The following is a 22387-nucleotide window of genomic DNA, read 5'->3' on the forward strand; positions in this document are numbered from 1 at the left end:
AAAAAATTAAAATCGGTTAATTACTTAACCGATTAAAACAGATAAACATTATGTTAAAAAACTACATAAAAATAGCATTTCGTAACCTATGGCGTTATAAGGCATTTTCGTTCCTAAATATCAAGGGTTTGTCAATCGGCTTAGCATCCAGTATCCTCATTCTGCTATGGGTGGCGAACGAGCGAAGTTACGACAGCTTCCATGAGAATGCGGCTAAAACCTATCGGATTACCAGTGGATTAGCGGATGATTTTCGAGCAGCGACCGTGCCTCCTCCCTTAGCTCCCGAACTCCTGCAAAAGCTACCGATAGTAGATAATTACCTTCGCCTTAGTCATCCCGTAAATTTCGCATTTGAGCGTGATGGTAATCGTTTCGAAGAAAAACGGGGATTCTATGCAGACAGTACATTTTGGGATTTCTTTTCATTTGCTGTGGTAGATGGGGAGAAAAAAACAGCGTTTCACCAGCCTGATGCTATTCTGATTACTGAAAGCATGGCCAAAAAGTATTTTGGCCAGACCAACGTTGTCGGTCAATCCATCATACTGGAAAACAGAAAACCACTAACAGTAACTGCTGTTTTTGCCGACCTCCCCAGCAACTCCCACCTGCAATTCGACTACTTGCTCCCGATGGAGCATATTGAAAAAGAAAGCTGGATGAATGATGCAAAACAAGATTGGCGAAATTTTGTTAACTATGCATACCTCAAGCTTGACGATTCTTTTGTGCCGACCAGCACTGCTATCCATCAACTCGAGCAACAAATCCAAGAGGTGTTCAGTAAACATGTAGACGGTTCGATGCTCAAAACAACATTCCAGCTCCAAGCCATGCCGGATATCCACCTGCATTCTACCAATTTACAGGTAGATTTAGCAGGGCGCAGCAATAGCCTTTATGTGGACACCCTTTTCATGGTCGCGCTGTTTATTCTGGTCGTTGCTTGTATCAATTTCATGAACCTATCTACAGCTCGCTCCGCCCGACGAGCAAAGGAAGTCGGATTGAGAAAGGTCATCGGAGCCGAACGTACACAGATCATCATTCAATTTATGGGCGAATCGCTTCTCATTACATTCCTCTCCTTTGTCATCGCCATAGCATTGGTCTGGTTGGCACTGCCGGGTTTTCAGGTGCTCATCAGCAAGACATTGGAAATCCACTTATTTGACCCGAATGTGTTATTGACTTTATTGGCCATTGCTTTAATAACAGGATTGATTGCGGGAAGCTATCCAGCCTTGTACCTCTCTGGATTTACCCCTATCAAAGTACTCAAAGGCGTATTGACTTCAGGCAAAAGGGGGCATGTTGTATTTAGGAATACATTGGTGGTCACTCAATTTATCGTATCCATGTTTCTATTGGTGGGCACCATTGTCATCTACCAACAACTCAATTTCGTGAAGAACCGCAATCTCGGCTTTGACAAGTCCAACTTGGTATACGTCGAGATGAACGGCGAAGTCTGGGGCAAGCAATCTACCTATAAGGATGCCTTGGCGAGCAACCCACTGACGGCGGATTTCACAGTCAGCGATGTCGTGCCAACCAATCTGAAAAGCGGTACGGTAGATTTTTACTATGAAGGCAAAGACCCCAATTCGGAATTGATTGCTCCCACAATGGATGTCAGTGAGAACTTTATAGAAGCATTTGGCATGGAGATGGTCTCAGGACGCTCTTTCTCCAAGAGTTACAACGATTCGAGCAATTATATTATCAATGAAAAATTAGCAAGCATCATCGGTTATACGCCCGAAGAAGCTATCGGCAAGCCCTTTGCGTTATGGTCAAATAAAGGGCAAATTGTCGGTGTAGTGAAAGACTTTAGTTTCAAACCTGCTTCCAAAGCAATTGAACCATTAATACTTTCTTACAATCAGTGGGGAGGAATGTTTATCATTAAAGCAAAACCCCAACAGTTGGAAGCGACTATCAATGCATTGGAAAAAATACACGCCGATCTCAATCCACATTTTCCTTTTACGTATGGGTTTGTTGACCAGGAACTGGATAAACTCTACGAAAGTGAACATCGATTGAGTAATCTGTTCAATCTTTTTGCTGCATTGGGTATTTTTATATCCTGCCTTGGGCTGTACGGCCTGTCAGCTTTCATGGCTGAAAAGCGTATCAAGGAAATTGGTATCCGCAAGGTTTTGGGTTCTTCCGTCACAGGTATTGTTTACTTACTGACAAAGAGCTTTATTGGTTTGTTGGCTTTGGCAATCGTAATATCAATCCCAATAGCATGGTACGGAGCATCCAGATGGTTAGATAGTTTTGCCTTTAAGATTGACATCAACTGGATGATATTTGGCTTGGCTGCTAGCCTTACCTTTATCGTCGCACTGCTTACCATCGGTTATGAATCGATTAAAGCTGCAAGAGCTAATCCTGTAGATAGTCTGAGGGATGAATAGTCCTACAAACAAAGGCAGACGAAAACGTTAACAGGCCAGCATACCAAGGGTATACAAAGAGAGCCCTTCGAGCATCAATATATCAAAACAATCTAAGACAGAATAACGCACTGATCTCAATCATATCCAGACGTACCTTTGCCATTAACAAGAAACCTAACCGAAATAGGTAAAATTAGCAGCGTAATCATCATTTTTCAGAACTTTGCACAAGAGAGAAAGTTCCTTGCGCAAGGTTTTAAGTATCGAAAACCTATAAAGAGTTTTTCCCTACTGTTTTAATTGGCCGTCCAATAGACTAATTATACGGTCACCATACTCGGCATTCTTTTCGGAATGGGTCACCTGAATAATGGTAACTCCATCCTCATTTAGGCCTTTGAACAGCTCCATCACCTCCTCTCCTTGACGGGAATTAAGGTTACCAGTCGGTTCATCCGCAAAGATCACTTTTGGCGCCCCTGCCAATGCCCTAGCGATACCGACAATCTGCTGTTGGCCTCCAGACAGTTGGCTTGGGAAGAGATCCTTTTTCCCAACAATACCAAACTTATCCAAAAGATCTCCCACGATAGCTCTGCGTTCTCCGGATGAAATGCTTTTGTAAATCAAAGGAGTCTCGATGTTTTCATAGACAGTTAGTTCGTCAATCAGGTGATAAGATTGAAACACAAAACCAATCCTCGACTGAAACAGCTCTGCTCGCTTTCTATTTTTCATAGCATAAACATCCTCTCCCATGAAATAATACTTCCCTTCACTAGGGTCATCCAAATTACCTAAGATATGCAATAGCGTGGATTTCCCTGACCCTGATGGGCCCATAATTGAGACGAATTCGCCTTGCTCTATAGTTAAGTTAATGTCTTTCAATACAAAAGCACGTGCTCCTCCTACGTTATACCACTTAAAAATTTCCTTTAGTTGGATCATTGTTCTTTATTTTTTGTTGATTCTAAGATAAGCACACCAAGAATATAGCCAAAACTACAATGAATTCATTTTCAAATACTTTTATAAAAACTATACTTTAGCACTGTCCGATATCGGACATATTCTGTCCGCTTTTGGACAGTACCAACTCCTGTTAGAGAAGAGTAGCTTTTTCTCAACGTATCTACTCCAAGGGGATTGGGAAATTGCTCACTATGAAAAATGCTTGTATTTCCCTATCTTTAACTTTAAATCATCCATAAAATCCATATGAAAGCTTTAAAAACAGCCCTAACCATTGGTTTATTAGGTCCTCTCACATCCCTTATCGCACAACAAAACCCCATATTCCCGGGCAACTACGCCGATCCGGAAGGTATCGTCTATGACAATACCTATTGGGTGTTCCCAACCTATTCGGCACCGTATGGTGAGCAACTTTTTTTTGATGCTTTCTCATCGAAAGATCTTGTCAACTGGCAAAAACACCCACGTATTATAGACAACAAAGAAGTAACTTGGGCGCATCAAGCTATGTGGGCTCCGGCGGTCTTGGAAAAGGATGGAAAATATTACTTTTTCTTTGCAGCAAATGATGTACATGAAGGTGAGATAGGTGGCATCGGTGTAGCTGTAGCTGATAATCCAGCAGGACCATACAAAGACCTTTTAGGCAAGCCACTCATTAATAAAATTGTCAACGGAGCCCAACCCATTGACCAATTTGTTTTCAAGGATAAAGACGGGACATACTATATGTACTATGGAGGATGGAAACACTGCAATATGGTAAAGCTTAAATCAGATTTCACCGGACTGCTTCCATTCGACGATGATACGTATTACAAAGAGGTCACACCCGAAAACTACGTCGAAGGACCATTTATGTTCATCAAAGATGGTAAATATTACTTTATGTGGTCGGAAGGTGGCTGGACAGGACCGGACTACAAAGTTGCCTATGCTATTGCTGATTCACCGTTTGGTCCATTTGAACGGATAGGTACTATACTGGAACAGGATAACGAAATTGCTACCGGAGCTGGCCATCACTCTGTAATCAAAGTGCCCAACGAAGAAAAATATTTCATCGTTTATCACCGTCGCCCACTTGGCAAGACAAGTGCGCACGACCGTGTGACCTGTATCGAAGAAATGCACTTTGACGATAATGGACTTATCTTGCCTATCAAGATGACATTTGAAGGAGTAAAGCATCCCTTGGAATAGGGGAATGCTTTCTGTTTGTTACCAAGCAATCAAGGCTGCTCTATCTTATCAAGTGTAGCAGCTAGTCGTGCTTGCATTTCTACCATAGCAAATTGATTGAGCAACCATTTTTTTCCACCTCGCTGTTGTAGGCTCCAATCTGTGTCGAACAAACCTTGACCATCACGCATATATTGCCATGCGAACTCCATATTCTTGCAGAAGGTATGTAGATAGTCTGCATTACCGTCTATATGATAAAGCTCAATAAAACCTCGCAACATAATCGCATTAAACCAGAGGTTGCCTGACTTAAATCGAGGGTAGTCAGTATCGTGATACGTGTCAAAAAAGAAATCGTAACTAGCCGAAGCTACACGTTGCGCATCCTCTTTATATTCCTGTTTGCCCGTAATTAGATACAGTAAAGAGGCCGCTTGTATCATCTGACCCGAATTGTAGGAATACTTCGTTTTGTCTACATAGCCTTGTAGATTGATATTGTCGTAGTACAAGTGGTCTACTGTATCCTGTAAATGTTCTTGCGTCCAATGATAAAGTGCTTTTCCTTTCTCAAGAAACTTATTCTCCTTTGTTGCTTGATAGAGCTTCAATGCCAATACACTTCCGGGAGCATTTGAACAGGTGTTTTTTGACTCTTTACGTTGCTCGCACCAGTAAATCCCCCCTCCAAGTTTATCGTCTGTCCCACTTTCAATGAAAGTCCATATCGCTCTGCCTTTTTCGAGATAGGTTTCATCACCCGTTAACATATACATATCAACAAAATCTATTCCTATCCAAATATTATCATCGTAGAAACGATCAGATGTTTTGGCCGTGTTGATGTAGGATGCATAAGCAAACGGTTCTCTCATATCGTAGTAGTTACCTAATCCTATGAGTACATGCTTTTCGATATGCTCCTTAATTTCCACATCGCTCTCCAATTCGTACCTTGCTACTTGTGCTGACAAACCGCCAGAAAAAGGCCAGAGATAAGAGTAGATATTGACTCCCTCTGCATCGGTAACTAAATAGTCCGCTTTGTAATTCTCATCAAATGGATAATGTTCTCGAAATAATTGCAACGACCCCACACCATAATATTTATAAATGGAATCAAGTGTACTAGAACTATATTGCTTGAAGTCTTGGCTATAGCCATAGAGACTCCAGAGCACACATACCAATAGAATAATAGGTTTCATAGTTCACAATAGTTTATCGTTGTTAATAAATCATACACCTACGCAGAAAACCGCACAAACGCCTACTACGGCATTTTAAACGAAGGTGGTGAATCATCGAGCTGTGCCCCCCACTTGGTATTAGGATGTTTACCCATGACTAGAACTAGCTCACCACCTTTTGCCAAGTCGTCGTGTGCGAACCATGTTTTTGTCCACTTTTCTCCGTTAAGATAGGCTTCCTGTATATACTTATGTTCTTTAGAATAATTTTTTGCACTAACCGTAAATACTTTTCCGTTGGAAAGAGTTATGGAGGCTTTTTCAAAAAAAGGCGATCCGATTGTATACATAGGCATACCTGGAGTTACCGGATAAAAACCCATCATCGAGAAAACAACAAATGCCGACATTCCACCTCCGTCTTCATCACCAGGCACTCCCATCAAATCATTACGAAACCATTGGTGTAGTAGTGTACGGATACGCTTCTGCGTCATCCAAGGTTGACCAACGTAATTGTACAAATATGGAATGTGCAAGCTGGGCTCATTGGCCATAGAAAATTGTCCGACATTCCCTGTATGATCCGGAAGTTGGCTATAGAATTGGTATTTACCCTTCCCTAGTGGTTCACGAAACGTTTGATTGAGGTTGCCAGCAAATGATTCACGTCCACCCATCAATTGGACAAGGTCCGCTACATTGTGCGGCACATCCCAACGGTAAATCCATGCATTATTCTCTCCATAATAATCTCTAGCGCCCTGTCCTCCCGAATACCGATAATCAAAGGGTTCAATAAAAAATCCCTCCTTATCTTTCGGATGAAAAAAACCGGTTTCATGGTTATAGACATTTCGATAATTAAGAGCTTGCTTCCTAAAGTATTGTTCATCGTCCTTCTTTCCCAACGCCTCAGCCAACTCAGCCAAGCACCATTCATCATAAGCAGTACCTAGAGTTACTGCTATAGGTTGTCTCTTTTCAAATCGATGAACCTCGGGGACGCTTTCCTTTTCTTGGGGAGCCAATGCCGGGATATATCCATGTTCTCGGTAAAAATTGTCCAACCAACCTGCAGAATCGGCCGACCAGGGTGCCAATGTCTTCTCCATAATGGCATTACGAGATGCTTGATAAGCTTTTTCAAGATCAAAAGACCGCAATCCTTTTGCGTATGCATCTGCTATAGTAGCGACCCCATGATTCGAGTTCATACGTCTAGAGTCCCCATTAACTTCGGGAAAAGTTGGCAACCAAAAATTATCCATTTGCTCAGCCATCCGTATGAAGGAATTGATAATATCCGACTCGATCTGTTCGTCTATCAACACACGCAATGGATGTGTAGCGCGATAGGTATCCCAGATCCAGTCATCGGTATAGAAGTCTTGCTCATCCTCGTGAACTTTGCCGTCGAAAGCACTAAAGTAACGACCATCTTCAGTTAAGTTAATGGCGCGTTCGAAACAACGGTATAGGGAAGTGTAAAAAACCACCTTATCATCCTTGTTAGCCCCTTGTACCTCTATTTTTCTTAGTGCCTCATTCCACTTCGAGCGACCATAATCAGCAACTGTTTGGAGGTCAAAAGTCTTGATTTCCCTACGAAGATTACGTTCGGCTTGCTCTTGATCGATAAAAGATATGCCATAGCGAATGTGTACACTCTGTACGTCTCCTCCAAATTCCAATGCTGATGCGACATTTTTACCTTCACCTTCGGTTAACGCCTCATCAATGGCTCCTTCTGAAGTCAACAAACCGCTACGGATTGGCAGGACATCTGTCTCCGCGAAGAGGTAGACGGTCGTATTATTGCCTAAGTTTTGAGAGGCATATACCTTATTTCCTTCGACCCGCAAATGTCCATTTCTGGTATTGAAAATTAAATAAGAAGGGGCCGATTTGGCAAATTGAACATGATAAATGGCCGACTGGTGCGATGGTGCATACCGAATATGGGTTGCTGATTCATCCAAGTCTACCTCATAGTAATAGGGTTTAACAACTTCGTTATCGTAAGAAAACGGATATATTTTCTTTAAGTTTGTTCCATTTGCGACCTGTATCGGGCTAAGATTGAAAGCTGAGCTGCCACGATGGCTCGTCACGATCAATGGAAGTCCATTAATCTGATCCGATGTGTAATCATAACGCTCTGGATATACACGCAGCATACTGTTTGGAAGATGGATAGTCGGATAAGTCGGCACCAGCAGATGACTAATATTTCCCATATGCACATTCACATAATCGACTGGTTCCAGATCAGCAGTTCCCACGGATGCTCTTCGTGTTGAGCACCCATTCAACAACACTAATAATATGCATATATATCCTATTCTTAAAAACATAGCTCTTTTTCCTTAACTAAACTATAATACCTTCGTTACTTTTCCGTCTACTAATCTTTTTTAGGTTTGGCTCCCATTCTAAATTGAAGGTGGCCACCATTGATAATATCACTATGCTTTAAAGTATATCCGCTAAGAGACTTGCCATTAAGTAATACCTCTTGCACATACATATTCTTATCGCTTTGATTGACAGCCTCTATCTTAAATACTTGGCCATTTTCCAGATTGATAGCAGCAGATTCCACCAATGGTGCCCCCAACCAGTACTCTTCCGATCCAGGAGAAACGGGATAGAAACCCAAGCTACTGAAAAGGTACCAAGCACTCATCTGTCCACAGTCATCATTTCCTCCAAGTCCATCCGCGCCATTGTGATATTGGTCTTTTAAAATTTTCCGCACCCATTGTTGGGTCTTCCAGCCTTCGCCAGCAATTTGGTATAGGTATACAACATGATGGGCTGGTTCATTTCCATGTACATAATTACCAATGATTCCTTCTCTGGTAATATCCTCGGTATTTTCAAAGTACTTATCCGGCAAGTGCATCGTAAACAGAGAGTCTAAATAATTGGAAAGACGCTCTTTTCCTCCCATAAGTTCCATCATTCCCTCAGGGTTGTGTGGCACATACAGACTATAGTTCCAAGTATTACCTTCGATGAACCCCTGCCCATGTGTCTCCAATACATCAAATTCCTTTCTAAACGTCCCATCGGCGCGTTTTGGACGCATAAATCCAATCGAAGCATCGTACAGGTTACGCCAGTTTTCAGATCGTTTTATAAAAGTCTCAAATACATCTTGGCGGCCCAGATATTTTGCTAGTTGAGCTATGCACCAGTCATCATAGGCATATTCCAAAGTATTGGATACTGAAGTTCCATTTTTTTCATCTGGAATAAAGCCTAAATCAATGTATTCCCCTATTCCTTCATAACGTCGGAAGTTTGCCGTAGTGACACAGGCATCCAAAGCTTTGTGCGCATCACCTTTGTATACACCTTTTATAATCGCATCAGCAATTACCGAAACGCTATGGTAACCGCTCATACACCAATTCTCATTGGCATAATGGCTCCAAATTGGCAACATATTCAAAACGCTTTGATCATAATGGGCTATCATAGATTGCACAATATCAGAATTGCGTGATGGGTTGACAATATTCATATAGGGATGAAACGCACGAAATGTATCCCAAAGAGACAAAGAGGTGTAATTCGTAAAACCTTCAGCCTTATGTATTTGATAGTCCTGCCCCCGATACTCTCCATTCACGTCCATATACTCTGTTGGCATCAATGCCGCGTGGTACATTGACGTATAGAAATTGACATAGTCTTCATGTTTTCGCATCTTGACCTCGATACGTCTGAGTTCACTTTCCCACAAATCCTGCCCTTCTCGCATTGTCTTGTCAAAATCCCAATGTGGTACTTCAGCTTCCATATTGGCCAAAGCGTTGTCCATGCTAATGGGAGAAAGTGCCAACTTCACCTGTACCTGCTCGCCCACTTCTACATCGAAGTCGAAGTGCATACGTATCTTACTCCCTGCGATATCAGCAAAATTGTCCGATTGATCAAATTTTCGCCAAAAGCCTCTATATACGGGCATTTCCTCAAGATTCTTGCTGCCATAGCTTTTAAAAGGCTTGGAAAATTTCATCGCAAAATGTACCACACGCGTGCGGGCCCATCCATTGGTCTGACGATACCCCACTACAGTACTGTCATTTAACACACGAGCGACAGTCCATACCGTTTTTCCATCGTAGTTATATATACCATGCATCAAATCTAAGATGATGTGACTTTGTTCCGACTTGGAAAATGTATAACGATGGAATCCTACACGACTACTCGTTGTCAGTTCGGCCGTAATATCATGAGCATCCAACTTTACTTTATAGTAATTGGCAGCAGCAAATTCATTGTCGTGACTATATAATGATCGGTAACCACTTCCAGGTACATCCGCCGTACCTGGATTCAATTTCAGCTCACCACTGGTTGGCATAATTAGGAAGTCCCCAAGATCAGCGTGTCCAGTCCCACTAAAATGTGTATGACTAAACCCCACGATAGTTGGATCATCGTACTTGTATCCAGCACAATATTTGTATACATCTGGATTATAACTACCATTCACTGCGTAAGAGATCGTATCGGTATCCGGACTCAACTGTACCGCACCAAATGGCACGGTAGAACCCGGGTAAGTATGTCCCATCTTAGCAGTCCCTATCATAGGATCAACATAATCTACTAGCCTTCTCTCAGGGGATTGACCGAGCGTTACTGTTTGCATAGCAAAAAACAAACAAGTATAGGTGAAAATATTCTTATATATCATTTCAATTCAATTTATTGATCTAGCTGGCTTTGCCATTGGTTTTGAACACCAAAATCGACATTGGGTATAGAGGAAGCATAAACTGTAAGCTCGCCTCCAAGAACAATCTCTTCGTGTGTCAACCAGTTTCGATCTAAAGGCCGTCCATTCAGAAATACCTTATCAATATATCGTTTATCGGATCCGTAATTTTCTACTTTTATTGAAAAGGCAGTTTTCTCGTTAATATGTAGCGCTGTTTGTTCAAATATGGGCAAATGGATATAATAAACTGGGTGGCCAACAGCAGCAGGATACAGACCCAAGCTAGCCCACACAAACCAAGCAGACATAGCGCCGGCATCATCATCCATCGTCCGTATAAATGCTTTGGGCTGATTTTTAAATATGCGGTCTATTTCAGCTCCGATTCCCTTACTGTTATCATTAAAGTAATGGTTGATGACCGTATCCAAGGCCATTTGGTGCATCCAGAATTGAGCTTTCCAAGGTTGTTGACTAGCCTGATACATAGCTGGAACATGTAAATCAGGTTCATTTGCCCTATTGAAATAATCATGATCAAAGAAATCATCCAAACCATCAAGATACGGGCGATCTCCCCCCATTAATTCCTTGAGCCCCTTTAGGTCGAAAGGAACGGACCATCTATATTGACGAATGGTGCCTTGATACATTTTCCGAGCGGACATTCTATCCACGTCTGACCTAGACAGGTCTGAAAACTCTTCAACCCAACGCTGACGATATGCAATAGATTTATCTAAATAGTATTTGCGCTTATGGCTATTTCCCATAATACCATAGATATGCCCTAACGCCCAACGGTCATAGGCCGTCTCGAGAGACTTATCCGGTGTAACATCTTCCAACCGATCGACTTCTATTTTCAGGGAGTCAATAATCGAGGGGAAATCCACGTCATATCCCTTTCTATAGGCATCTAATAAGACAACAATCGCATGCTCTGTACGTACCGTGTTAGATGGTTCATTCTGTGTCGCAAAATCTTTCTTTCCATATGGGTAAAGATTAGCTATCGAAGATACAATAGGCTGATACAATTCTGGATATAGAACACTCAGAAAGGGAAGTTGCGTCTTGTAATTATCCCATATTGCCCAACCGTTATAACGATCTATGACAGTTTGTTGTAAGCCGCCATCTATGGCTCTATAGGAACCTGAGGCTGAAGAAATCTTATAAGGAGACTGTAAGACTCGATACAACAGGGAATAGAACAGTGCTTCCCTTCCCTTCTCTCCCTTGACTTCAACCCTTCCTAACAACTGATTCCAATCTCTAAAACTAGTTTCAGCCATTTCTTGAAAAGATTCCCTCCGCACATTTTGTCTAGCATCTTCCTCGCTAACGGCCGAGAAGCCTATATAAACGTTAAAATCAGAAGCTTTGGTCTTTGTCTTAGCCTTTAATTTGGCGTCTTCCAATTGTTCCCAATCCACGGGCTTATCGACATATAATGCATAGTAAAACGTATAAATTCCCACATGACATGTAGTCTTAGACCTTAGCGTACCGATAAGCCATTGGCCATCAACCTTGTGAGTTTCGGAAACAAAAGCCCTATTGAATGAGTGTGACAGATCTACGTAAAGGCCTCTCTGTTGAGCGGCATCGCCAAATTGATAGTGGTGCATTCCAGCATTTCCCAACACAGCCATCGACGCATGGAGACCGTTCGTAAATTTGACCTGATAACTTCCCGGTCGACCGGTATCATACACTTTCTCTAATGGATTATGGAGATCCCCTTCATCCAATGAGCGGAGGGGCTTTACAAATAAAAGCCCCCCACTTCCTTGACAACCTACTCCTTCGAAGCGATTATGGGTAAACCCATAAAATCGCTTTGCCAAATATTCATACCCTGTATGCGTCGTTGGATAGGTTTGCGCTCCGATGCTTAAAGCTGAAAACGGATAGGATGCAGCAGGTGATAGCTGTCCGTGATCTCCTGAGGAACCCAAGAATACATTGACCAAACTAGCTTGATCTTGACTTTGGGCACATACATGAGAAAATCCAAAGCTTACAAATAGCACAAATAAGAATTTATACATAGTTGCAGTTTTTAAAAAACTTCCCAAGACTACTTATTCTTTCTCCATTTCTATGGTAAGTGAATATGGGAAAGCTGCTGGATCGACACCTCTACTCTTATTAGGCTCGCTACCCATTCTAAAATCAATCGTCGCACCATTCAATAGCGTTTCATGCGTTAAAAAATTCTTTTTATGTGCACGACCATTAAGGTTCAATTCCTGTACATAACGATTATCCTTACCATTGTTATTCGCTTGAATAGATATTGTTTTTCCATTCGGAAGGTTGACCTCAGCTTTTTCGAACAATGGGGCTCCAAGGATGTATTCATTCGTCGCAGGACAAACAGGATAGAAACCTAGCGCCGAAAACACATACCACGCAGAGGTTTGCCCATTATCCTCATCTCCACAATAACCATCAGGGTAAGGTGTGTACATACGATCCATAGTTTCTCTTACCCAATGTTGCGTTTTCCAAGGCTGTCCGGCATAATTATATAGGTAGATCATATGCTGGATAGGTTGATTGCCGTGAGCGTACTGCCCCATGTTCGCAACCTGCATCTCCCTTATTTCGTGGATGACACCTCTGTAATAGCTTTCGTCATATATTGGCGGAAGAGTAAAGACTGAATCCAACTTGTTTACAAAAGATTGATGTCCTCCCATTAACCTCGCCAATCCTTCTACATCATGAAATACAGACCAGGTATAATGCCAGCTATTCCCTTCGGTAAATGCATCGCCCCATTTGAAAGGGTTGAATGGCGTCTGGAATGAGCCATCTTTATTCTTACCTCGCATTAACCCTGTTTGCGGATCAAAAAGATGCTTGTAATTCTGACTACGTTTTCTATAAAGATCGATATCTGCTTTTGGCTTGTTTAGGGCTTTAGCCAATTGATAGATAGCGAAATCATCATACGCATACTCTAAGCTCCGTGCCGCACTTTCATTAATCTTTACATCATAGGGTACATATCCAAGCTCAACATAATAAGGAGCCCCCGCACGACCGACAGCCGTCATCGGGCCTTCGTTGTTAGCACCTTTCAACAATGCTTCATATAATGTCTCGATATCGTATCCACGAAGTCCCTTGATAAAAGCATCAGAAACTACAGATGCCGAATTGTTTCCGACCATGATATTGGCATATCCTGGACTACTCCACTCTGGCAACCATCCACCTTCTTTATAGGCATTAACCAATCCCTCCTGCATCTCGACATTGATCTCGGGATAAACAAGGTTTAAGAAGGGATAAAGGGCCCGGAATGTGTCCCAAAAGCCTGTTCCTGCAAACATACGTCCAGAAAGCACCTTGCCATTATATGGGCTCCAGTGGATAATTTCATCCTGCTCGTTGATCTCATAAAGTTTATTCGGAAATAACACAGTGCGGTATAGACATGAATAGAAGGTTTTAATCTGATCGTGTGTTCCTCCCGCAACCTTCACTCTGCTGAGGATCTTATGCCAAAGATCCTTGGCTTCACGCTTAACCTGGTCGAAATCCTTATTCGTTAGCTCGCGTTTCAAGTTAAGCTCCGCTTGGTCATAACTAATGAATGAGGAGGCTACCCGCATATTAACCACGTCACCTCTCTTCGTCTTAAATCCTACGATCGCGCCTGTGTGATTAGCATTGGCTTCCTGAACATCACCTGCCTGAAAAACACTGTCCTTCCAAATTTTTGTAAACTCGACATCTTTATCGAAATAGATGACAAAATAGTTTCTGAAATTCTCGTACTTGCCACGGCTATATCTACTGGAATAACCAATAATCTTGTTTTCCTCCGGAATAAATTTGACTTCAGATCCACGGTCAAATGCATCAATTGAAATAAAAGAACTATCGCTTTCGGAAAAGGTAAAACGAAAAATCGCCGCCCGCTCTGTAGGTGTTATCTCGGTCGTCACGTCAGCATCGGCGAGATATACACTATAGTAATAAGGCTTTGCTGTCTCTGATTTATGCGAAAACCAGCTCGCACGTTGATCCTGATCAATTACTGGACGATGGCTCCCCGGCATAATAGAGAACTGACCATAATCATTCATCCACGGAGAGGGTTGGTGGGTCTGTTTGAATCCCCTAATTTTGTCGGCTGCGTAGCTATACATCCAGCCGTCCCCCATCTTCCCCGTCTGGGGACTCCAAAAATTCATACCCCAAGGCACAGCGATTGCCGGGTAAGTATTTCCGTTTGAGAAAGACACTTTCGAATCTGTACCCATCAGTGTACTGACCCATTCTTCTGGACGATCTATCTGATCGATCTTTTGTGCATAAAGATGGCTGTACGAACCACAGACCAGCATAACAAGTACAATTAAAACTCTCATCATATCGATTCTATATTATATTAGTTTATTACTATATTTTCTTTCTCGTATGCATCCCATAACTGATCTAAAGTCATCTTGGTATTATCAACCCAGATAACATCGCTGTACTCCTTATTACGCAGGGCAACATCCAATTTCTTTACTATCCCTTTTTGCTTATTCAGCTCGATCCACTTCAGGAAGCGCGCTGCAATACGATAACTATTGGTATAGTGTTGACCTTCTTTGAGATCTGGCAAAGACCAATTTGCACCGGTATTATTAACACCATACTTATCCCTAACATAGTCAGCGATTCCCTCTACCAACCATCCCGGCCCACTTCTTGGTGGATACGCCTGCACAATGTGCATCACTTCATGGGTCACAACATCGATATCTTCTGGATTCTTTTCCAACCAACCTTGACTTATCACAACCCGTCCATTATGGGCGTATGCGACTCCATCATATGTGGTATCTATCGTAATCGTGACTTTTCGTGGCGAATTTTCATTAAAATCATTGACTAGCTTGGGATAAACCTGATAAAAGACGCCTTCGAGACGCGCCAAATACTTTTGACTAAAATAAGGATTTTCAGCAATTATTTCTACTTTATATCCTTTATCCGAATCAACTTGAGCGCAGACTTTTTTTAAGGGACTCCCTAAAACGACAATTGACAGAATAATAACAAAAATTTTTAATGCGTGTCTATACATAGTGTAAAATTAGTTTATTAATTAAAACGTGAATCTATTCTTTAGTTACTTAGAATAAGTAGCCGAAAATAGTCTAAAACAGACTATTCTCCTGTTAATAGATTTTAAAAGAATTGTTAATGCATCATCCAATTTTTTTGAAATGCCCAATTCTATATGTAATCATACGATAACAAACAATATCACTTCATTGAATAGGGTTGAATCAACAAATAAAAAAGAGAACTTCACAATGTTAAAAAAGAGCCGTGCACCCAGTAAAGGTACACTGCTCTTTTCGAACCTGAAACATCAATCTAACTTCCTGGATAGCCCGTATTTTGAACCAGATTAGGATTCATATCTCTCTGCTGCTGCGGAATAGGAAATAAAGTCTTAGTCGCATCACTTCCCTGATGATCCCACCAAGAAGCCGTGTGGAACTTACCAAAACGGATCAAATCATTTCTTCTAAACCCTTCAAAAATAAACTCTCTTCCACGTTCTGCTAATAACTCATCTAGTGTTAAACTTGAAGTTTTATAAGCATGGCTAGACCAATCCTGCTCTGTAAACGCTCTCTTTTTACAGGTGTTTATCAATTCAACAGCTTCTGCGGTAGCTATACCATTATTCTTACGAATTAATGCCTCTGCTTTGGCAAAGTACACCCATGTTAAGCGATATATATTCCAATCTGTGTTATTATAATCCTCATCAATCGGTGTGCCGTCATGTCCTTGCACTTGATTACCCAATTTGTATTTATTGAATCTTATACCGCTATTCTCTTCTCCATCGCTCATAGTAGAAGATGTTCCGTTATTGGAAATCCGTCGAATCTCATCCACAAAAACCAAAGGTTTTCCGTTATATTCTTCAGATCCTAAAACAGGCTCTCCCGTTCCAAAATTAAATTGAGCCCCCTGTAATAACCATTCCTTTTTTCTCAGATCAGCATCTTGATAAGTGCTGTAAACACCAGGGATTAATACAATACCGTTGTTCCCATTACGACCACCGCCATAAATCTCTCTTTGTTTAAAATGGAAAAATTCACCTGTCCAGGAAGGCTGAAAATTAGCCCTCGTGTAATCATAAGCAATCGAGAAGATAACTTCTTTTGACAAATGGTTTGTATTGACAAACTGATCTGTGATATTAGGATCTAAGGCCATAACGCCATTTTGTCCTCCACCTTCACCATTGATTAGTTTATCCGCCGCGGCAATACAATCATCCCAGCGCGCCTCTCCAGTCCAAACCTCTGCGTTTAGATAAAGCTCTACCAACATAGCGTAGGCAGCAGCCTTACTTACTCTACCCATCATTTCTGAAGATAAAGCTGGGAGTGCGCCTACATTCTCTAAGATTTCAGTTTCAATAAAACGAAAAACATATTCCCTTGGCATTGTCTCAGGTTGCGTTGGTACTCCTACCTGAGTCACCACAGGTATATTGCCAAAAAGATCCATTAATTTAAGATAATGAAAGGCCCTTAACACCTTTAACTCTGCTATAAAAGCAGCTTTTTCACTATCAGATATTCCCATAGACGCACTTTCACGAGACTCCAAGTTCTCTATTGGATCGTTGCATAGCCCCATCCCCCAGAACATCAATCTCCAGGCATTATTCAAGCCACCTTCATCAACAGTCCAAGTGTGGTAATGTAAACGCTTCCATTTTCCTCCATCTTCACCGTGTCGTCCTTTAGTAGGCCAGGCCAATTGATCTGCAGACAATTCAGCGGGCCTCCACCAACCATCTTGCCCAGATGGTGTGACCCACGCATTTGCATGCGTGTACGGTCTCAGAACTGCCGATAGCACCTCATTACGATTGTTGTAAAAATTATCCGTCAACATCTGGTCATAAGCATTCTCTGTAAGGTCGGTACAGCTCGTGACAGAAAGAATCAACCCAATTAAACCAATTTTAAATATTTTCAATTTCATCTGTATATCTTTTGATTAATTCACATCCTTTATTTATATAGTATGTGCAAAATGTAATTGTGACTATTGTTTAAAAACCGAAATTAACGCCCATCAAGAAAGAACGAGTGCTTGGATAAGCTCCTCTACTGTCAATGCCTGGGCCTAATCCTGTATCCGAAATAAAGTCTGGATCATTACCCGAATAACCAGTGATAGTAGCTAAGTTCTGTCCAGTAAAATAAACCCGTAGATTACGCACATAGTTAGTAGGTAATTTGAACGTGTACCCAATCGTAACCTCATCCAATTTCCAATGACTACCATTTTCAATATAATAATCAGAATACATGTAGGTATCATCTATTTCGCTATACTTTGTAAATGCATCCCGCAATAGGTTCCCCTGCCACGCTTTATTACCATAAGTCAAAGCCATGGTATTCAGGATATCATAACCAAACTTCCCACGCATAAAAACTCTCAAATCAAATCTCTTATAAGAAAACGTATTATTTAAGGACAAATAATACTTTGGCACTGCATTACCTATTGGTGCAAGGTCAGTTAATTCGCGATTCCTTGAATTATTGATTTGGTCATTACGCACGGCCTCTCCGTCTTTATTATAAAACAACCATTTACCTTCCTCAGTAAAACCTGCAAATCGTTTACCCCAAAACTGTCCAACAGGCCCTCCTTCGTACGTAACAATAGCATCCCCCAGAGCACCAGCCCCACCAATACTTCCAAAAGTCTTATAATCAAGTGTATAAATATCATTGGAGTAACTATCTAATGTGTTCCTAGTTGTACTACCGACAAGATCAACCGACCATGTAAAATTAGGTCTACTAATCGCATTATAACTCAGTCCCAGTTCAATACCTTTTGAAGATATAGTACCCACATTGGTATATATATTCGACTGAATATATGGAGGCTGTGGTGTGGTGTAGGTATCTAATAAGTCTACAGTTTTTCGCTGAAAGAGATCCAAGCTACCACTCAATTTGCTGTTGAAAAGAGCAAAATCTAAACCGATATTATATTCCTTTTTCGTTTCCCATCTTAAATTCGGGTTAGGGTTCCTATTGGGGCCATAAGTTTCCCGATATGCTTCATCAGGATAAAGGTACCTTCCACCACCACCTAAAGTCACACGAGACGCATTGTTACCGAATCCAGAGTTACCAGTCTCACCATAACCTGCCCGTAATTTCAGGTAACTAACAAAATCGACATCCTGCATAAACTCTTCATCAGAAACATTCCAAGCCGCCGATACAGCAGGAAAGTATCCCCATTTATTATTTTCCCCGAAGCGAGAAGATCCTTCTCTACGAACAATCGCCTGCAACATATACTTATTAGCAAATGAATAATTCGCACGTGCAAAAAATGCGATGAGCGTATTATCATTTTTAAAGCTACCAATTCCAGCTTTACCATCTATTAGTGCAGTTCCCTGCCCTAGATTATCTTCATGAAAAAGATCATTAATGAATCCTCTATTTGACGCACTCATTCCTTCTTCGATGTAATAACGATAGCTATATCCACCTATAACAGACAAACTATGCCGATCGGCAAACGATGTATTGTACTGTATAGTAGGCTCAAAGGCATAGGATTGGGAAAGAAAATCACTTTTGGCCGCATATGCCCCACCTTCGTAGTCAGAATTCTCCAAAGAGTTTTCGCTACCTTGCGGTCTAAACTGGCTATCATTCCAAGAATTTCTCTGATACGATCCAAAAACCGATGCCCTAAGCCCTGGGATTATATCAAGATCAGCTTTAAAATCCGCAGCAGTAGTCTGTTGCTTTCTACGGCTAGTCTCTTGCATCAATCTAGCATACTCATTCGTACTCTGCAAATCAAAATAATAAGAACCATCATCATTAAAATTAGAAAAGGTTGGATTTTTGAAAAGCTCACTTTCCCAACCTCCGCCACCTAATAAATTTGCATTATTAAAGTTCGTTGCTAGATTAATCATCACATTCAAACGGTCCTGTAGACCACGCTGATTCATATTCAACCGTGCTCCAAACTCCTGCCGTCCATTCTCCAAACCAATACCTTCTAAGTTTCTATAATTCACACTAGCTCTGTAGTTGCTATTATTGGTTCCTCCGGACATCGCAATATTGTGATTATGTGACAAGTTTTCATGATTGACGAGCATATCATAAAAATCAGTATTATATCCTCTATCTACCCGGCTTTCTGAAAGTTGGCCTGATGCGATTTTTTCACGAAACTCGTCTGCAGATAATACATCTGGCTTCCGCTGCACATACTCTTTACGTAGATAACTACTATATGTAAACGTAGGAGGGCCGGCCTTACCTTTTTTTGTCGTCACCAAAATAACGCCAGCATTTGCACTTGATCCATATATGGCAGCTCCAGAGCCATCTTTCAGAACATCGATAGACAAAATATCATCTTGTTGGAGTAGGTCCATATTTCCTCCTGGGATCCCATCAATTACATACAAAGGACTTGCTGATCCCGTGACAGTTACAACACCCCGCAATTGCACAGCTGGACTTGAGTTTGGATTGGAGCCGCTAGTACGTGTCACCTGCAAGCCTGGAACCTTACCCTGGATTAGGTCAAGCGCATTTCTAGAACCGCTCTGTCTGAATTGAGATGTATCGACATGGGCTACAGATGAGGTAATCTCCCGTTGCTTCATACTACCATAACCTACCTGAACAACGATCTCTTCCAAACTCCCGATATCTTCTTGTAATGAGACATTAATCTGCTGTGTATTACTGACGCTGACCTCGCGCGACATATATCCGATAGATGAAAAAACTAAAATAGATCCAGAAGGAGCCTGTATAGAATAGCGTCCATCTTCATCCGTAGAAACTCCTTGCGCACTACCCTTCACCACAACAGAAACTCCTACTAAAGCTTGGCCCGTAGCCCCATCACTTACTTTACCTGTAATTGTTTGCTGGTCGTCAACCGTACCCGCAAACCCTTTATACAGTCGTGATTCTGTCATATCAGAAGCCATAATCGCAGAACCTTTTGACTCCATGGCTGATACAGCAAAGAATACTAAGAGCATACTATTCCTAGCATGCCGATTAACAACGTTACTTAATGTATATTTCATATATTATATTTATTTTGGTTAAAAAACCGCTTTATTGATTAAAGTTCGAACAGGTTAATTATTCACGATTAATTACAAGATATAAAGCAAAAAAACATCAGGTGCTTAAATCATCATTACCACCTTTTTGGTTAGCTAAAAGTAGCAGGATTATCACAACAACACTGTTAACAAAAAACAAAAGGATTGTTAATAAAATGCTAACCAGGAATTATACATGCTTTTACAAAGGCTACACCTGTTTCTTAGTCTAAATTTTTTCTTAGTTTTAGCCATAAATTGATCGTAACAGCATTTAGATGATTAAACAAGCTTCCGGTAAGACACTCTATACAGCTATCGTATTAATCAGTTTCATTGTTCTGATTGGTCTACTCGTGCATCTAACCTATAATACGTTTGTATTAAATGAGCAACAGTATCAAAAAACCGAAAAACTTTTAATGAAGGAGTACTATAGCAAGAGTATAAGGAATGACAAACTATATCCCGGTGGTCAGAAGATCCTCGACTATCATTTGAATGTAGCGACTCTGCACAGTATAGACTCATTGTACAAGCAAGAGAGTGTACACCTACAACCCACTATAGATAACATATACCGCCAGCTAGTTCATGATCTCAAGGAGAACAACACCATGGACACTGTATTTGATAATATTAAAGAACTGTATCAACTTGATGGCGAATGGGAATATACCCTAATAATCAATAGGATAAGTGTTACAATTTCTGATGGAAAAAAAATAGACATCTACAAACATCCAAATGATAAGCTTGACCTGATTGATGGTATCCGTATTGGTGGCGAGTTATTAACTATAAAAGCAACTAATCTCATCAGTAATATTATAGTAAGTTCACCTGAAGACTATTCTCATGAGATTAATTTCATACTGTATGCTGACAGAAATGACCGAAAATGGGTCGTATTCAAATTAGTAGCCCCCATATTTTTATTTGGGGTAGCTTGTATCGCTGCGATCATCGTCATCTACTTTATCACTTATAAGAATTGGATCAGACAAAAAATGTTAGCTGATATGAAGTCTGATTTTGTAAATAGCATTACTCACGAGTTCCATACACCTATATCGACTATTCTAATTGCTAACAAAAACCTGCAAAACAATCCGCAGATCAACAACCATCCTGTCATCGTCTCGATTACCAGTATCATCGAACGTCAGTCTATTCGGCTACAAAAGCTCTTTTCTCAAGTATTAGACATTACTTCTATGGGTGGATATGCCATTCAAAAGGAAGAGGTGAACTTAAGAGAATTACTTAAAAATACGGTTACCGACTACAAGCTAAATATTAAGGACAAGAATACGACAATCATTTTCAGCACAGATGATATCAACATAGACATAGGATTGAATCCATTCTTTTTTACAACTATGATCGTCAATCTATTAGAAAATGCGGTCAAGCATAACCTCAAAGATTCAAAGCTTATCGTGGTCGAATTGCGCGATAAAGGAAAAAACATAGAAATCAGTATATCCGACAACGGCGAGGGCATAGCTGATAAAGACATATCGAACGTATTTAAAAAATTTCATCGTTCAAGTCAGACCAAAACCAATGGTCTCGGATTGGGACTCTATTATGTTAAGCAGTGTGTGCAAAATCATGGATGGACGATGGGTGTAAGTAGTGAAGAGCGGGTCGGATCCCGTTTTATTTTGACCATCCCCAAAAAACAATAAAAAGA

The 22387-nt window shown here is 41.0% G+C and carries 12 protein-coding genes; 3 read left to right on the plus strand and 9 right to left on the minus strand.

The features are described from left to right. The first annotated feature begins 50 nt into the window (after positions 1 to 50). Complete coding sequence (locus BM375_RS10495) at positions 51 to 2432, plus strand: ABC transporter permease (protein ID WP_093365870.1); 2382 nt, start codon at positions 51 to 53, stop codon at positions 2430 to 2432. 270 nt (positions 2433 to 2702) lie between these two features. On the opposite strand, the gene BM375_RS10500 is transcribed toward BM375_RS10495, so the two are convergent. After that, positions 2703 to 3365: an ABC transporter ATP-binding protein gene (locus tag BM375_RS10500; protein WP_093365871.1), complete on the minus strand. Its 663-nt coding sequence runs from the start codon at positions 3363 to 3365 to the stop codon at positions 2703 to 2705. Between the two features lie 270 nt (positions 3366 to 3635). On the opposite strand from BM375_RS10500, the gene BM375_RS10505 reads away from it, so the two are divergent. Then, positions 3636 to 4595 (plus strand): glycoside hydrolase family 43 protein, encoded by a 960-nt coding sequence (locus BM375_RS10505; protein WP_093365873.1) that lies wholly within the window; start codon positions 3636 to 3638, stop codon positions 4593 to 4595. A gap of 29 nt (positions 4596 to 4624) precedes the next feature. Here BM375_RS10505 and BM375_RS10510 read toward each other — a convergent pair whose 3' ends face one another. From BM375_RS10510 to BM375_RS10545, 8 genes are all read right to left on the minus strand, one after another. Then, complete coding sequence (locus BM375_RS10510) at positions 4625 to 5785, minus strand: glycoside hydrolase family 76 protein (RefSeq protein WP_093365874.1); 1161 nt, start codon at positions 5783 to 5785, stop codon at positions 4625 to 4627. 65 nt (positions 5786 to 5850) lie between these two features. Next, on the minus strand, positions 5851 to 8124 hold the full coding sequence (locus BM375_RS10515; protein WP_093365876.1) for a GH92 family glycosyl hydrolase: 2274 nt from the start codon (positions 8122 to 8124) through the stop codon (positions 5851 to 5853). Between the two features lie 50 nt (positions 8125 to 8174). After that, positions 8175 to 10439, minus strand: a complete 2265-nt coding sequence (locus BM375_RS10520; RefSeq protein WP_170852639.1) for a GH92 family glycosyl hydrolase — start codon at positions 10437 to 10439, stop codon at positions 8175 to 8177. 56 nt (positions 10440 to 10495) lie between these two features. Then, positions 10496 to 12565, minus strand: coding sequence for a glycoside hydrolase domain-containing protein (locus BM375_RS10525; protein ID WP_093365879.1), 2070 nt, complete (start codon positions 12563 to 12565; stop codon positions 10496 to 10498). Positions 12566 to 12598: 33 nt separating this feature from the next. Then, the gene (locus tag BM375_RS10530; protein ID WP_212611671.1) at positions 12599 to 14902 is read right to left on the minus strand and encodes a GH92 family glycosyl hydrolase; all 2304 of its coding nucleotides are present in this window, start codon (positions 14900 to 14902) and stop codon (positions 12599 to 12601) included. Positions 14903 to 14922: 20 nt separating this feature from the next. Then, entirely contained in the window at positions 14923 to 15609 is a 687-nt protein-coding gene (locus BM375_RS10535; RefSeq protein WP_093365881.1) for a basic secretory protein-like protein, read from the minus strand. A 296-nt stretch (positions 15610 to 15905) separates the two neighbouring features. Next, entirely contained in the window at positions 15906 to 17546 is a 1641-nt protein-coding gene (locus BM375_RS10540; protein ID WP_093365883.1) for a RagB/SusD family nutrient uptake outer membrane protein, read from the minus strand. Positions 17547 to 17616: 70 nt separating this feature from the next. Next, positions 17617 to 20667, minus strand: coding sequence for a SusC/RagA family TonB-linked outer membrane protein (locus BM375_RS10545; protein ID WP_244525876.1), 3051 nt, complete (start codon positions 20665 to 20667; stop codon positions 17617 to 17619). Positions 20668 to 20966: 299 nt separating this feature from the next. On the opposite strand from BM375_RS10545, the gene BM375_RS10550 reads away from it, so the two are divergent. Continuing rightward, a complete protein-coding gene (locus tag BM375_RS10550; RefSeq protein WP_093365886.1) occupies positions 20967 to 22382 on the plus strand; it encodes a sensor histidine kinase in 1416 nt (471 codons plus the stop codon). The last annotated feature ends 5 nt before the right edge of the window (positions 22383 to 22387 follow it).

This window comes from Sphingobacterium wenxiniae, from assembly GCF_900116225.1.
In the GTDB taxonomy this organism is placed as follows: Bacteria; Bacteroidota; Bacteroidia; order Sphingobacteriales; family Sphingobacteriaceae; genus Sphingobacterium; species Sphingobacterium wenxiniae.